Here is a 14,440-nt window from a genome sequence, read left to right as displayed (position 1 = left end):
AGAAGGTGGCCCGAAGGGCCGGATGAGGGGTCGCGCTACGCTATCCGTCATCGCGAGGAGCGAAGCGACGAAGCGATCCAGGGAACGTAGAGCGCAGCCACCCCTGGGTTGTTTCGCGGAGCCTGTCGTTGAGCTTGCCGAACGCAAGACCCGGGGCTCGCAATGATGACAGAGGTCGCGCGACCCCTCATCCGTCAGCGCTTTGCGCTGCCACCTTCTCCCGCAAGGGGAGAAGGGAAGAGGTCGTGGCCTCACTCGATCCGGAAATACTTGATCCCCAAACCGAGCTTGCCGGTCTGGCGAGCCAGGTCGAGCTTGAGATTGGCGAAGAATTCGCGCGCGGGCGAGGGATTTGGGCCTGAAAGCGCCGGCAGCGCCTCCTTCGTCACGAGCGCGAGCACGGTTTGCGGCCGGGCGGCGCCACCGGTCGATTCGAGCTTCAGGTTGAAGATCACCTTGCCGCCCTCGCGCTTCGAGAAATTCGCGAGGTTGTAGACGAGGCCGTCATCGCCGATCAGCACGACGTCGAGATTCTGGCCGCCGCCGGCCTCGATCGAACCGTTGAGGATCTCGCCGCTCTTCATGTTGAAGGCGCCGATCTGGATGCGCGGGCTGCGGTCGATGCCGATGCCGGGCCGACGCAGGAAATCGACCATCGGGCACTGTGCCTCGGTCATCGGCCGCAGATGGATCTGCGCCTCGAAGCCCTGCGCCGCCTTGAAGGCGCTGTCGAAGGCGACGAAGGGCGCGGACGAACTGCCGAAGCCTTCCAGCGTCGCCTTGCGGTCGCCGATTTCCAGAGGCCAGAGGAAGAAGCAGGAGCCGCCGTCATAGTCGCGGACATAGCGCTCGATGCGCTCGGCCGGCGTGCGCGGCTCGGGCTCCTGCACCATGGCAGGGATCTGCGGCGGCGGAACGCTTTGGCTTGTCGGAGGCGTCGGAATGACGACGGCAACGGGCGGCAATTCCAGCGGCTTCACCTCGACGGCCGCGGGCGGCTTGACGGGTTCGGGGGCGGGCGGACGCGCCGGTGCCTGCTGTTGGGGTGGCTCGGCGTTGACGGCGACCTGCGATCCCGGCGAGCCGGAGGACGGCCGCTGCGGCCGCGATGGCTGCTGTTGCCCCATCTGCGGTTGCTGGGTCGGAGGCTGTGCTGCTGGGGGCAGCGAGGGCGGGCTTTGTGAAGCGGGAGGTTTTTCAGCGACGGAAGGCGGCGGCGCGGACGTGGATGGCCGTGCCGGCGCTTCAACGGCCGCCGGAGGGGCGCTGGTCGATGGAGCTTTTGCCGCCGGCGCTTCGGTCAGGGCTGGCGGGGCGTTCGCAGCCGTCGCGGGGGCGCTGGTCGAGAGTTGTTCCGAAAGCAGAGGCGCTTCGTTGGTTACGACCCCTGCCGCCTTGCCTCCGCCCAGCATCGTCCAGGCATAGAAGCCGCCGCCGGCCAGCAGGGCGAGTGCGGCGATGCCGGCGACGAGCGGCATCGATGAGCGCCCCGATTTTTCCGGAGGCGCCTTGCCGGGCGGCACCTTCGCAGCCGCCTTCTTGCCCGAAGCGGGTGCCTGCCAGGCTGCGACCTCGGCCATGTCGGCGGGGCGGTCTTTCGGATCGGGCGCGAGCATGCGCGCCAGCAGGGGACGAATCCGCGCATCGACGCCCGAGAGATCGGGCAGGCGGCGGCGCTTGTCGATGATGTCGACCTGGGAGCCGCCCATGTCGATGGCACGCCCGGTCAGCGCCTGCGCCAGCACCAGCGCGAAGGAGTACATGTCCGAGCGGCCGGAAACCTCGCCGCCATAGAGGCCGAGCTGTTCCGGCGAGACGTAGTTGTATTTTCCGGCAAAACCGGAGCCGATCACGGTGCCCTCGCCGAGGATGCTGGAGCGGGCGATGCCGAAGTCGATGATCTTGGCGCGGGAGGGATCGCCGCCGGGCAGGATGATGTTGTCGGGCGAGATGTCGCGGTGGATGATGCCGAGCCGGTGCGCGGCATGCAGGCCCGGGCCCACGCGCTGGCGCAGGATGTCGGCTTCTTCCACCGTCAGCGGCCGTTCCTTGAGGCGCTCGGAGAGCGGCTGGCCGTCGACGAATTCCATTGCGAGATAGGGCGACTCCGACACCGGGTCGATGGCGAAGACGTAATAGCGGACGATCGCCTCGTTATAGAGGTTGTGCAGCGCCGCGGCCTCGCGCCGGAACAGGGCGATCACGGCTTCGTCGCGCGCCATGTCGGGGCGGATCATCTTGATCGCCACGGCGTCGCCGGTCTGGATGGCGCGGCCCTTGTAGACCTCGCCCATGCCGCCGACGGCGATCAGGCTCTCGATCTCGTAGATGCCGTTCAGCTTCGTGCCGATGCGGGCATTGGCGCGGGGCGCGAAGACGGTGCGTTCGGAGTCGTCGCTCATGACGGGGTACTCCCTGGCGTCGTAACTCCGCGCATCGACCGGTTCGGCATCCAGCGTGTCCTTTCGCTCGCGCCCTGTCGATAGCGCACGATCACGACGGTGACGTTGTCGCGCGCGCCGCGCTCCAGCGTCAGCGCCAGCAGGGCGTCGCAGGCTGCCTGTGCGCCGCCGGCCTCGACGGCTGACAGGATCTCGGCGTCGGCAACATGCTCGGTCAGCCCGTCCGAGCAGAGCAGGAAGGCGTCGCCATCGGCGATCTCGCCGTTTTCGAGATCGAGTTCCGGCGTCTCGTGCACGCCGATCGCATGGGTGATGATGTGCCGGCGCGGCGAGCGCTTCGCCTCGTCCGGCGTCATCAGCCCGCGATCGACCATGTCCTGGACCTCGGTATGGTCGCGCGTGACCTGCACGATCCGGCCGCTGCGGATCAGGTAGATGCGGCTGTCGCCGGACCAGAGGCAGGCGAAATGGCGCTGGTGGATCAGGAGGCAGACCAGCGTCGCGCCCATGGTGGCGCCGCGCCGGTCGATCTCGGCGCGCAGGTCTTCGTTGGCCTTGAGCACGCCGGCTTCCAGCATGGCGAGCAGGTCCGGTGCGGAGCCGGCGGCGCCGACCGCTTCCAGCGCCGCGACGACGGTCGCGCTGGCGAGCGCGCCGTTCTCATGCCCGCCCATGCCGTCGGCGACGGCCCAGAGGCCGATTTCCGGCCGCAGGATGAAATTGTCCTCGTTGGCCTTCCGGACCTTGCCGGTATGGCTGATGCAGCCGGTCTCGAAACCGGCATTCCGGCGCGGGGCGTCGTTCATGGCATCGCCCTCATGATCCGGCGCGCTCGGGCGCGAGATGGCCGTCGAAGCGGCCGGTGAGCAGGCCGGCGAAGAGATAGGGATCGGGCAAGGCATGGCCGGTCAAGGCTAGCGGCTCGAAATTCGGGCCGCCCACGGTCCAAAGATAGCACGCATGGGCATAGGCGCGGGCATGGTCTTCGACGCGCAAGGCCGCCAGCCGCTCGGGGAAGCCGGATGAGATCGCGGCGCTGACGATGGTGCCGTCGGCGAGCCGGACCATGTCCCGAGGCGGGGCGGCGAGATGGTGGTCGTTGGGGATGGGTAGGGCGGCCAGGCGCTGCGCCACGGCCTCGTAGCTCGCCTGCGGCTCCAGCGCCTCCAACAGGAAATCCTCGATCGCCTCGAACCACTTGTCCTGCGGGTCGAGCTCGGGCGGTGGAATCGCGGCGCCCGGGCTTGCGGCGGCAAAGACGGAGAGCGGGAAATAGCGGCCGACGCCGTCGACGGAGGGCATGAAGGCGCCGGCGACCGTCTGCCCGCCATGCGCTCCGCCCAGCCAGAAGCGCCAGATCGGCGCGTTGAGATAGGCCTCCTGCCAGCGATTGCCGAGTTCGAGCCGGCTCGCGGTCAGGCCGCCCTGCAGCCACTTCTCATAGACCGCGAGGAAGCCGGAGGGAGCGTTCAGCGCGATGAAGTCGCGCTTGGCCGGGAGCTTGCCGAAGAGGCCGCAGCTCAAGACTCAGATCCCGGAGGGGCAGCGGATTTCCCGCAGAGCCGGCAGGATCAGGGGATTCTTGAGCGAGCCGACGCCAAAGGAATAGCCGACCTGCCGGCCACCCGCGCTCAGGGTGAAGCCGACATTGTCGCCCTGCTTCAGCACCGAGCCGGCATCGAGCAGGCGGAAGAAGGACCAGGTGCCGTCCTTCTCGAAGAGCTTGGCCTCGCCCTGCGCGCCGCCGCCCTGCGAGCCCGAGGAGAAGAAGCCGCCGCTGAACATGCCGCCGGAATTGCTGCTGCCGCCGCCGAGCGTCAGCGTCACTGCCGTCTTGCCGACGCCGCCACCCGGCCACATCACCGGGGCCGGCGTGTTGACGCCCTGCTGGCTCGTCACGGTGAAACCGTTGATCTCCAGCTTCGCGGTGGACGCATCGGCCGAGAGCGCGGTCGGCGTCACCACCATCTGGAAGGAGGGCAGGTTGCCGCCGGTCGGGAAGAAGGCCTCCTTGATCTCGCTGGCGCGCTGGAACTCGCGCAGCGTCGTCGGCGAGAGCGCGCGCGCCACGCGGCTGTCGACGCGCCAGCTCCATTGCGGCTTGGAGGTGTCGACGAAGGGCTCCAGCCGTTCCTTGTAGAACTTGTCCATGATCTGGCCGGGCGCGAAGAGCCGGGCGAAATCGGCGAGCGGCACGTCGCGGGCGCTCGCCTTGGTGAAGGGGTAGCGGTTGGTGACGATCTCGTTGCAGACGCCGGTGATCTGCTCGGCCAGAGCCTGCCGCAGCAGCGCGACGGTTGCGCCGGTGGCATCGCCCTCGAAATCGTTGACCGCCTGGACGATCATGCCGTCGAAGGGGGCGGGGTAGCGCGAGGAATTGGCGCGCAAGGTCGCGATCAGCGGTACGAGCGCTGCGTTTGCGGCAGCTGACTGGGCTGGATTGGTCGCGGCGATGGCGAGGTTCTGGTTGATCTCCGAGAAGGTCTGGAGGAGCTGGTCGACGGGCCGGCGGCCGAGATCGCCGTCGACGAGGATGTGATAGGGCTTGAACTGTGCTTCGATATCGGCGCCGAGCGAGACGTCGTTGCCGCCCGCGAGCACGCGGTCGACGCCGGCCGAGGCCATCGGCAGGTTGGTGCCGAGCCGGCCGAGCGCCTGGCTGGCGCGCTCGTCCAGCGTCTGCGCCACGTTCTTGGCGGCGGTCTGCGCGACGGCCTTCTTGGCGTTCGGGCGCTCCTTGGTGAGCTGCGTCTCGTCGCGCAGGGTTTCGAGCACCTGCTTGAACGGCGAAGTCGCGGCCGAGATGGCGCTGAGCGCGACATAGCGCGGCTTGTCGGCGTTGAGGGGGCGCAGCTTCAGCCGCTTCAGCGTCTTCTGCCAGGTCGCGACATAGTCGCGGCTGTAGAGCTTCATCAGATCCTGGAACAGCGTCGCGTACTGGGCGGTGATCGCCTGCTGGTCGACATTCTCGCCCAGTACCCAGCGCTCCTTCTCGATCCGGTCGCCGATATCGCCGAGCCGGCCGATGAAGGCACTCTGGAAGCCGTCATAGGTGTAGAAATAAGGCACGCGAATTTGGTCGAGATCCTCGCCGGTGACACCCTCGAAGACCAGGCGCACATCCGAGCCGCCGCGCTGCGAGACGACCCAGTCCTTGGCGCTGTCGCTGCGAGACTGCGTGCGCAGCAACTCATAGGCGCGCTCGGCGATGCTGAGGCGGCGCAGCGTGCGCTGGCTCTGCTCGATCAGCGACTGGTTGAGCTTGACCATCGGCTCGGTGTCGCCCTCGTCGAGGTCGAGCATGGCGGCGAGGTGCTCCTCCAGCGCTTCGCGGCCCTTGGCATTGGCCGGGCCGGGGAAGAGGTTCTCGGCCCAGTCCAGCCGCATCCAGGACGTCACGAGGTCGCGGTCGAGCTTCGCCTGGCCGCCGATCATCATGTAGACTTTGAGCGCTTCGTAGACGAAGCCGGGATTGTTGGCCTGCTGCTCGAGCTGCTCCTCCAGCCGGAAGATGATGCGCGGGCGCAGCATCCGCTCCAGCGCCTGCTGATAGGTGATCTCGGTCGCGTTCTGCAGGCGTTCGCGCTGGCTGAGCCCGAAGGTCGCGAGCGTCGGCGTCGGCTCGGCCTGTGTGGCGTAGCCGGCCGGCATGTTCCGGAGCTTGTGCAGCAGCGGCAGGATGCGGCTGAAATTGCGGTCGGAGACCGTGGTCTCCTGCAGCACGGGCGCGGCGGCGCTGCGATAGTCCGAGAGCCCGTAATTGGTCGCGGTGATCAGGTCGCTGTTGCGAGAGAAGCTCGTCCACCACAGGCCGAGCGCGGCGAGTGACAGGAGCGCGACCGTAGCGAAGCCGGCGATGCGCAAGGCCGTCGAGCGGCGGGCAGCTCCTAGATCGGTCGAGACCCAGCCAGATTCGCCGATCACGACCTTCTGGACCAGCTCGGTCAGGAAATAGCTCTTGCCCTTGCCGGAAAAGGCGGCTGAGCCGGCATGGTCGGATCCGAAATTGCGCGAGAGCGCGCCGATCAATTGATCGATCGGCGTGCCTTCCTGCGTGCCCGAGGTGAAGTAGAAGCCGCGCAAGGTCGCATTGGCGTGGTAGCGCGTCGGCTCGAAGACGCGGGTCAGGAAATCGACGATGGAGCGCTTCAGCGTCGCCATCTGGCTGGGGAAGCCGAAGATCTGGGCGCGCGCGGTCGGGTTGTGCTCGTCCTGCAAACGGTCGGGCAGGCGCTCGTTCAGCCGCTCGATCAGCGCATCGTATTCCGGCGGCACGTCGCCGATCATGTTGCGGGTCTTGTCGGCGGTCTGGAAGGTGTGGCCCCAGACCATGCGCCGCTGCGGTTCGGTCAACTGGCCGAAGAACTCGTTGAAGCCGGCGATCAGGTCGGCTTTGGTGAAGACGGCATAGACCGGGAAATCGACCTTCAATCGCTCGTGCAGCTCGAGCAGGCGGGCGCGGATCGCGTCGGCATGGGCCGCGATCTCCTCAGGCGAGGAAGTCAGTAGATCCTCGACGCTGATCGCGACGAGAACGCCGTTGATGGGTTGGCGCGGGCGGTTGGTCTTGAGCAGGTCGAGGAAAGCAAACCAGCTCGATTTCTCAGCCTTGGTGTCGGTGTCCTGCGTGGTGTAGCGCCCGGCGGTGTCGATCAGCACCGCGTCCTCGGCGAACCACCAGTCGCAATAGCGCGTGCCGCCGGAGCCGGCGACGGCGGCCGGTGTCGCGCCGCGCGCCAGCGGGAATTTCAGGCCGGAATTGACCAGCGCCGTGGTCTTGCCGGCGCCGGGCGGGCCGATGATGACGTACCAGGGCAGGTCGTAGAGATAGTCGCCGCCCTTGCCGCGGGCGCTCTTCAGCGTCGCGAGAGCGTCCTTCATCGCGCTGGAGAGCGCGGCGCCGTCGCCGGTCGACTCTTCCTTTTCGAGTGCCTCGGTCAGCGCTGCCGTCGCCTTGCGGCGGCGGATGACGATGAGGCCGATCCAGACGAACGCGCCGACCAAGAGAAGCACGGCGACGGCTAAGCGCACCCAGAAAGACTCGAACGGCCGGACCTCGCCGAAGGCGACGAAGGGGCCGCCGAACCAGATCAGCGCGGCGAGCGCGAGCGCGCCGATCAGGATGGCCACGATACGGAGCCAGGTGGCGAGATTCATCGTCCTGCCTCCTAGTTCTGACGCTGGATCAAGATCTCGACGCGCCGGTTCTGGGCGCGTCCATCGGCGGTGTTGTTGGGCGCGATCGGCGTGTCGGCGCCCTTGCCCTCGAAGCTGATCCGGTCCGGCTTGCTGAGCTTGGCCTTCAGGCCATCGCCGACCGCCTTGGCGCGGGCTTGCGACAGCTCAACATTGGACGGGAAGCGGGCGGTGCGGATTGGCACATTGTCGGTATGGCCGACGACCTTGATCGCGCCGCCTTCCTTCTCCAGCACGGCGGCGATGCGCTCGATCAGCGGCTGGAACTCGGCGCGCACGGCGGCCTGGCCAGGCTCGAACAGGGTGATGCCGACGAGGCGGACGATGACGACGTTCGGCGTCACCAGGCAGACGATCGGCGGCTGCACGGCGGCGCAGACCTTCGGCGGCTGCGGGGGAGGCGGGGGAGGCGGCGGCGGGGCCGAAAATACCTTGCGCATGATGCCGATCTCGCCCTTGGGGTGGACCGAGAGTAGGGCGGTCGAGGCCGCCTCGGCATTGCCGGCGAGCAGGGCGCGGAAAACGAAATAAACCCCGAGCAGGGCGACGGCCGCGATCGCGGCCACCGACCAGACCGGGATCTTGAAGCCGGCGAGCGCCTGCGCGATTGCCTGCCCGCGCCAGCGCGGCGACAGCTCGGGATCAGGCTGCTTCACCCTGCGGAGCGTCTCGAACAGGTTGCGCTGGATCATCTGGAGATTGTTGGCGCCGCCGGCGGAGGTGCGGTGAATGCCCTGGAAGCCCAGCGCCAGGCAGGCATGCATCAGTTCCAGCAGGTCGTAATTGACCGACGGGTCTGCCTTGGCCTTGTCGAGCATCTCGAAGAAGCGCACGCCGCCGATGCGCTCGCCGAAGAAGCGCGAGAGCATGCTGTACTGGGTCCAGACATGGCGGTCGTCGCCGGGGATGTTCTGGACGATGTCGTCGGCGGTCGCGGCGATGACGTATTTCGCGGTCTGGGCGGTTTCGGCCGGAACGCCGGCGGCGCGGACCTCATGCTCGAAGGCCTCGATGGAATCGCCGACCTGGCCGAGAAGCTGGGCGAAGGGCGCGTTGGAGAGATTGGCGCGCATCCGCCCGAGCAGGAGCAGGAGCGGGCCGGCGGCGCGCAGCAGCGGGTTCGCGTTCGGCGTCAGCAGTTGGTCGCGGCGTGGCAGGGCCTGGCCGCCACTGGCCGGAGGCGGCGGGGCTTGCGGCCGCTGAGGGACCGGCGCCGGCTGCGACATCCATTCGTCGCCGGTGCCGGGCACGCCGGGCGAGGGTGCTTGCGGCGGCTGATAGGGCTGGGGCGCCTGCGGGGCGCCTGGGGTTGGCGCGGCGGGAGCGGGCGGCAGGGGCGCGCGGCGCCCGCCGGGGTTCGGCCTGATGATCGTCCGCTCGGAGCGGCCGAACGGATCTGAGGGCGAACCCGGATCGCTCATCGCCTGCCCTCCAGAACGGCCCAGAGCTCGAGCTCGAGATCGGGCCAGTCACCGGAAAAATGCATGCCGATCGAACTTGCCGTGCTGAATTCGGGCCAGAGCGGCGAGGTGCGGTCGAGATAGAAGTATACATGATCCGTGAGCGCGCGGATCTGCGGCGGTGGCGTCGGCAGATGGACGAGATTGATGCCCGGCAGATGGGCATGGACGATCTCGTTCATCTTGGTGTTGGGGCCGACCTTGAAGAGCTGCGGGAACTGCGCCTGGATCTCGGTCAATGGCCGGCGGGCCGCGACTTCCAGCACCAGCGTGGCGTTGCGCACGAGGCTGCGGTCGCGGATCGTCGACATGAAGGCGTTCTGCGCGCGCTCGACGATCTCGAGCCGGATCGCCCGGCGGCCGAGATTGGCCGAGAGGTAATCCTGGATGTCGCGCACGACGGGGGCGAAGCAGTTCTCCAGGTCGTCGTGATCATAGGCCGGGTAGTCGCGGGCGCGACGCTCGGCCGTGGTGAAGGTTGCAAGCTCGCCGGCCAGCGCGAGGAAGGTCGTGAACAGCCGCTCGGGATGGATGAAGCGCGAGCGGCGCATGTGCTTCAGCACCGGGATATTGCGGTTGAGGAGCTGGAGCACGAAATAGTCGGCGCTCTGCAGGCCGCCGCCGGCCGTCGGATCGGCGGCGTAGCGGGCAAGCTCCTCCAGCTTGTTGTCGATCCAGCCGATGACGCGGTCGAGCCAGCCCTCGATCACCGGATAGGCCGAGCAGACCAGCACCGGCGGGGCGAACTTCTCGTCGAAGAGCACGGCGCGGTCGCGCACTTCGAGGATGCGGCCGAGCGCGAGGCCGACATAGCCGGCCTTCGAGGTCTTGCGCAGCTCCAGCGTCAGGCGCGGATGGGCGACGTCGATCTCTTCCTCCGTCCGCAGGGAAGCGGTGGAATCGATCAGCATCTCGTTCGCCGGGACATAGCGGCTGGCCGAGCCGTTCAGCGTGTCCTCGACCTCCCGCGTATTGGCGGCGGCGAGCGGCAACGAGAGCCAGACGATCTGGCCGGCAGCATTCTCCGGCACTTCGATGGCCGCAGGGAGTGGGCTGTTGTCAGGCAATGCGAAGGGCGTGCCGTCCGGCATCACGCCCACGGCGCGGCGCAGGCCGATGCGGCTCTGCTGGGCCAGGTCGCGGTCGATCTCCAGCACCGAGAAGCCCCATGGATAGGGCGAGATAGTCCTGACGCGGCTTTCCAGCAGGTTTTCGAGATAGCGATCGCTCTGCTGGAAGTGATGCGGCCTGAGAAACAGTCCTTCCGACCAGACGACCTTGCTGTACCACGACATTCCGGTCTCGCTCACTCGAAGGCAGGCTGGGCGAGCTTATACGGGTCCTACCCAAGCGTCACCAAACGAATGCTAGCGCGCCGGGTGAGAGCCGCCGTCATTGACTTGAAGGATGCGGTGGCGCGATTTTCGCGGCAGTCATCGAGGAACGAATCCGTTCGAGCAGGAGGCGTCGATGCCCAAGGGACCGGCAGCGCGCATCATGGACCCGGTGCTGCATCCGCTGCCGGGCATGCTCCAGCCCGGGCCGGGCAGCGCGAATGTGGTGATCGGCGGGATGTTGGCCTGGCGCGGCGTGCCGGCCGCTGCCGCTGCCGCGATCCAATCCGCGAAGGCCGCGGCCGATGCGACGGTGCAGGCGGCGGAAGCGGCGACCCTGGCCGCAGCCGGGACGCCCGGTGCGCCTGCAGCCCTGGCCGCCGAGATCGCGACGAAGAACGCCGTTTCCGCCAGCATGGGCTCGATGATCACCGGCGCCTCCGGCGGGGCCGATATCCACAACTGCCTCACGCCGGTGCCGCCGCCGGTGCCGCACGGCCTGGGCGTGGTGATCGACGGTTCGCAGACCGTGCTGATCAACAACCTGCCGGCCTGCCGGCTGGGCGACACGATTCTGGAGGCCCTCGGCCCGCCGAACAAGATTATCATGGGCCTGCCGACCGTGATCATCGGTGGCTGATCGCAGATTGATTCAGGAAGGCGACGGAAGTCGTTGATCTGGAATTGTTTTCTCGCTGCGGGGTGCGATGGCTAAGAGCAGGCGGACGGTTCCGGACCGGGCAGAGGCGAAGAGCGAGCGCTTTCGCCACAAGATGGTGCAGCGCCTGTCCTCGGACCATCAGCGGGCGAAGAATCATGGGCTCGCCCGCAACGGGCGCGTCGCAGAGGCGCTCTGCTTCATGGCGCTGATCCGCGACCCGGCCCGGCGCAAGCGCCCGATCCTGCCGGTGCCCAATGTGAGCTGCACGGCAGCCGTGCGTCAGTTCTTCCGGGCCGATGACGGCGAGCAGGCGGCGCATCTGCTGCCGGGGCAGCTCTCGATCGACGACGCCTTTCCCTGGCTGTTCCTGGCGGGGCCGGCGGCGCGGCAACTCGAAAACCTCTTCGCCTATGTCGAGCCATTGCGGGCCGACTACAACAAGGCCGATTCCGCTGCCGAGGCGAACGGGCTGACCGATGCCTTCGCCGATGCCTGCCGCCGGGTGCTGATGGGGAAGGGAGAGGCTCCCGCCGATATTGTCGCTGCCTATGAGCAGGTCTGGACACCCGGTGCGCTCGCCGCCTTCGCCGCGGCCGAGGCGCAGAAGCGCAGCAAGCCGACCCCGCCGCCGATCGAGCGCGGTGTCGGCCTGGAATACGGCATGATCCTGAATTTCGAGGAGCGGATGGCCGCCTTCGAGGACGACTCGATCTGGGCGACCTACGAGCAGCTCAGCATCCTCGGCTATTACAAGGTCGCGATGGACGAGCTGCCGCGCCAGCTCAAATTGCAGGCGATCCGCGAGATCCTGGCGCTGCCTCTGGCTTGACCAGGCAAGGGCTGGCAGGCCAAGCGGGAGCTTTCCCTCCCGCGACAGGATGCAAGCCTATGACCATCGAACGCATCGGACTGGCCGCCCGCTACTGCGACGCCGCCATCTTCAACGGCATCATCTTCCTCGCCGGCCACGTTGCCGAGAAGACCGAGGGCGCCTCGCTGACGGAGCAGACCGAAGAGGTTCTGGCGCTGCTGGAAGACACGCTGGCGCAGGCCGGCAGCCGCAAGGAGCGCATCCTCAGCGTCCAGATCTTCCTGACCGACATCGCCAAGATCGGCGAGATGAACGCGGTCTGGGACAAGTGGGTCGCCAAGGGCCACGCCCCGGCTCGTGCGACCGTCGAGGCCAAGCTGGCCTCGCCCGGCTATGCCATCGAGATCACGGCGGTCGCGGCGAAGGGGTGATCGCTATCGACCCGACCGCGTCATTCCGGGCGGAGCGAAGCGGAGACCCGGAATCCATGCCTGAACCTCTCCGATAAATGTTCCGGCATGGATCCCGGATCAGCGCGGCTTCGCCGCTTGTCCGGGATGACATCGGAGAGGGCCTGTCGGGTCACTTCCCGCCGCGGTCGTAGCACTCGGCGAAATAGATCATGAAGGCGTCGACGAGGCCGTTCTCGTAAGGGGCGGTCTTGGCATCCCAGCGGGCGACATAGGCCTCCCACATCTTGGCCTTGCGCGAGCCGATCAGGCCGCCGAGGCCACCGTCCTGCGCCGTCGCCTCGGCGATGGCCTGCGGATCGAGGTCTTCGACCAGCATCTTCAGCGCGTGCTGCATGGCCGAGTAGGTCTTGATCTGGTGCGCCTTGAGATCGCGAAAGCTTTCGTCGAAGGCGCGCTTGGCGTCGAGATAGCCGCTGCGCGGCTGGCCGAAGATCAGTTGCAGCGCGTCGTCGACCGTCGGCGAGAATTTCAGCGGGTTGTTGTCTTGCGCCTGGATCATCGTCTGGCTGGTGCTGCGAGCGATGCGCTTGGTCTCGGCGCGGGCGGCGAGCAGGCCCTTCAGCTCTTCGGCGATCAGGCGCATCAGGCCGCCGAGCTGCTCGGCGAAGGCGCCCGGGTCCTGCGTCGCCAACGCCTGCGGCGAAACGCCGGCGCCCTTGGCGAAGCGCTGCATGAACTCGCCCATCGAGATCGGCGCAGGCGCGTTGGGTTGCGGCGCGGCCGGCCCAGCCGGGAAAGGCGGCGGCGCGAAGGCCGGCGCTGATGCGGGAAGTGGTGCGGCCGGGGCCTCGGGCGGAACCGCATCCTCGGCCGGCTCGTCCCATGGGCTGGCGCCGGCCGGGCTGCTCGCAGGCGGGCGGCGTGGCGTCGGGATAGGCGCGACCGGCTCCTCCGGTGGGAGGGGCTGCGGCTGGAGCGGCGCCCAGGCGAATTCGTCGGTGCGAGCGGGAGGGGGCGACCAGTCCCGTGCCGGCGGTGGCGGCTCGGCGCTCGGGGGCGGGATATCGGCCGCCCAGTCGATGAAGCCGGCATGGACCGGCCTGGCATGGCTCGGCGGCATCAGGTCGCGGCGCGGGATCGGCGGCGCGGCTTCCTCGCTCGGCGCCCACAATGATTCCGGCTGGGCGGCGTAGGGAGGCGGCGGGGCGGCTGCGCTCGAGGCCTGCCCGGCTTCGTCGTCGATAGCGACGGCTATGATGTAATGGCCGATCTCGAGCCTGTCGCCGTTCTGGAGCCGGTAGGGCGACTGCACGCGATGCTCGCCGCCATTGACGAAGGTGCCGTTGGTCGAGATGTCGCGCAGCCACCAGGCGCCATCACTGAAGCGGATTTCGCAATGACGGCCTGAGACGGCGCGCGAGGGATCGGGCAGCGCCCAGTCGAGATGCTGGTCGCGCCCGATATCAAGTCCGCGCCCGCCGCTGGTGGTCACGCTGAGCGGGCCGCCATCGGGCAGGGAGGTCTGGTTCTCGATCGTCAGTGTCAGCGCCATCGCGGACGTCCCGTTACGGCCTGAGCGGAAGGATCAGCGCTTGCCGGCATCGTCTTCAGCCAAACGAATGCATGCTTCGACGCAGGCGCGCAATGCGCCTTCGCGCTCGCGCGCCGGCAGGCGGTTGATCGCGTTAAGCACCGCGATGCGGGCCATCTTGGCGGTGAGGTCCGACGGCGTCGGGATGGGATGGCTTTCCGACATGCTGCCGCCGGAATAGCCGGCCGCCCAGGCGACGAAGGTGCCGGGCTGCGCGCTGTCGCCGGCCTGGGCCTGCCGCAGCGCCTCGAAGCGGGTGCGGTCACCGGGCTCGCGCACCCAGGCCTCGGCCGCGGCGAGGCCGGGATCCTGCGTGCCGGGCAGTTGCATCGATCGTACCGCCTGGAGCGCCCACCAGACCGTCTCGCGCCGCGGCAAGAGGAAGGCGCAGAAGCTCGCAGCTTCCGTCGGCGCCGGGCCCCGGACCAGGCGGGCCAGGAAGGTCAGCGGCGGCTCCGTGGCCGGCACCATCGTGACGGCCTGACGGGCCGCGGGATAGGTCTCGAACACTTCGCGGGCGGTGCTGAAGCGCAGGCGTGACATGGAGGCTCCGGCCGTTCTGTCGCTGATCG

The 14,440-nt window shown here is 68.2% G+C and carries 11 protein-coding genes; 3 read left to right on the top strand and 8 right to left on the bottom strand.

Annotated features, from left to right (window positions below; translation table 11 throughout):
* Positions 1-251: 251 nt before the first annotated feature.
* Genes Q0Q02_RS06370 through tssK form a run of 6 tightly spaced genes read right to left on the bottom strand, consistent with a single transcriptional unit; the run spans position 252 to position 10,353 of the window.
* A complete protein-coding gene (locus tag Q0Q02_RS06370) occupies positions 252-2,402 on the bottom strand; it encodes a serine/threonine-protein kinase (RefSeq protein ID WP_293807852.1) in 2,151 nt (716 codons plus the stop codon).
* Entirely contained in the window at positions 2,399-3,208 is an 810-nt protein-coding gene (locus tag Q0Q02_RS06365) for a protein phosphatase 2C domain-containing protein (RefSeq protein ID WP_293807850.1), read from the bottom strand. Before Q0Q02_RS06365 ends, Q0Q02_RS06370 begins: the two co-directional genes overlap by 4 nt.
* Before the next feature lie 10 nt (positions 3,209-3,218).
* Positions 3,219-3,926 (bottom strand): type VI secretion system-associated protein TagF, encoded by a 708-nt coding sequence (tagF, locus tag Q0Q02_RS06360; protein ID WP_293807848.1) that lies wholly within the window; start codon positions 3,924-3,926, stop codon positions 3,219-3,221.
* 3 nt (positions 3,927-3,929) lie between these two features.
* Positions 3,930-7,559, bottom strand: a complete 3,630-nt coding sequence (gene tssM, locus Q0Q02_RS06355) for a type VI secretion system membrane subunit TssM (RefSeq protein ID WP_293807846.1) — start codon at positions 7,557-7,559, stop codon at positions 3,930-3,932.
* Positions 7,560-7,570: 11 nt separating this feature from the next.
* Entirely contained in the window at positions 7,571-9,019 is a 1,449-nt protein-coding gene (tssL, locus tag Q0Q02_RS06350) for a type VI secretion system protein TssL, long form (RefSeq protein ID WP_293807844.1), read from the bottom strand.
* Positions 9,016-10,353 carry a type VI secretion system baseplate subunit TssK gene (gene tssK / locus Q0Q02_RS06345; protein WP_293807842.1) on the bottom strand — a complete coding sequence of 446 codons (1,338 nt, stop codon included), beginning with the start codon at positions 10,351-10,353 and terminating at the stop codon, positions 9,016-9,018. The genes tssL and tssK overlap by 4 nt, the downstream gene beginning before the upstream one ends.
* A 112-nt stretch (positions 10,354-10,465) precedes the next feature.
* Here tssK and Q0Q02_RS06340 point away from each other — a divergent pair, with 112 nt between their 5' ends.
* From Q0Q02_RS06340 to Q0Q02_RS06330, 3 genes are all read left to right on the top strand, one after another.
* Entirely contained in the window at positions 10,466-11,032 is a 567-nt protein-coding gene (locus Q0Q02_RS06340; protein WP_293807840.1) for a PAAR domain-containing protein, read from the top strand.
* Between the two features lie 67 nt (positions 11,033-11,099).
* The gene (locus tag Q0Q02_RS06335) at positions 11,100-11,882 is read left to right on the top strand and encodes a hypothetical protein (RefSeq protein ID WP_293807838.1); all 783 of its coding nucleotides are present in this window, start codon (positions 11,100-11,102) and stop codon (positions 11,880-11,882) included.
* A 59-nt stretch (positions 11,883-11,941) separates the two neighbouring features.
* Entirely contained in the window at positions 11,942-12,295 is a 354-nt protein-coding gene (locus Q0Q02_RS06330) for a RidA family protein (RefSeq protein ID WP_293807836.1), read from the top strand.
* A 151-nt stretch (positions 12,296-12,446) separates the two neighbouring features.
* Here the strand turns inward: Q0Q02_RS06330 and tagH are convergent, their stop codons facing one another.
* Both tagH and Q0Q02_RS06320 read right to left on the bottom strand, forming a co-directional pair.
* Complete coding sequence (tagH, locus tag Q0Q02_RS06325; protein WP_293807834.1) at positions 12,447-13,829, bottom strand: type VI secretion system-associated FHA domain protein TagH; 1,383 nt, start codon at positions 13,827-13,829, stop codon at positions 12,447-12,449.
* Positions 13,830-13,862: 33 nt separating this feature from the next.
* On the bottom strand, positions 13,863-14,411 hold the full coding sequence (locus Q0Q02_RS06320) for a hypothetical protein (protein ID WP_293807832.1): 549 nt from the start codon (positions 14,409-14,411) through the stop codon (positions 13,863-13,865).
* Positions 14,412-14,440 lie beyond the last annotated feature (29 nt).

This window comes from uncultured Allobosea sp., assembly GCF_945956895.1.
Lineage (GTDB): Bacteria > Pseudomonadota > Alphaproteobacteria > Rhizobiales > Beijerinckiaceae > Allobosea.
The sequence above is the reverse complement of the archived record's forward strand: the minus strand, read 5'-3'. Positions and strand labels throughout refer to the sequence as shown.

Coding starts and splice junctions, on each gene's coding strand:
- Q0Q02_RS06340 (WP_293807840.1), top strand. CDS start 10,466: ATGCGGTGGCGCGATTTTCGCGGCAGTCATCGAGGAACGAATCCGTTC.
- tssK (WP_293807842.1), bottom strand. CDS start 10,353: ATGTCGTGGTACAGCAAGGTCGTCTGGTCGGAAGGACTGTTTCTCAGG.
- tssL (WP_293807844.1), bottom strand. CDS start 9,019: ATGAGCGATCCGGGTTCGCCCTCAGATCCGTTCGGCCGCTCCGAGCGG.
- Q0Q02_RS06335 (WP_293807838.1), top strand. CDS start 11,100: ATGGCTAAGAGCAGGCGGACGGTTCCGGACCGGGCAGAGGCGAAGAGC.
- Q0Q02_RS06370 (WP_293807852.1), bottom strand. CDS start 2,402: ATGAGCGACGACTCCGAACGCACCGTCTTCGCGCCCCGCGCCAATGCC.
- tssM (WP_293807846.1), bottom strand. CDS start 7,559: ATGAATCTCGCCACCTGGCTCCGTATCGTGGCCATCCTGATCGGCGCG.
- Q0Q02_RS06330 (WP_293807836.1), top strand. CDS start 11,942: ATGACCATCGAACGCATCGGACTGGCCGCCCGCTACTGCGACGCCGCC.
- Q0Q02_RS06365 (WP_293807850.1), bottom strand. CDS start 3,208: ATGAACGACGCCCCGCGCCGGAATGCCGGTTTCGAGACCGGCTGCATC.
- tagH (WP_293807834.1), bottom strand. CDS start 13,829: ATGGCGCTGACACTGACGATCGAGAACCAGACCTCCCTGCCCGATGGC.
- Q0Q02_RS06320 (WP_293807832.1), bottom strand. CDS start 14,411: ATGTCACGCCTGCGCTTCAGCACCGCCCGCGAAGTGTTCGAGACCTAT.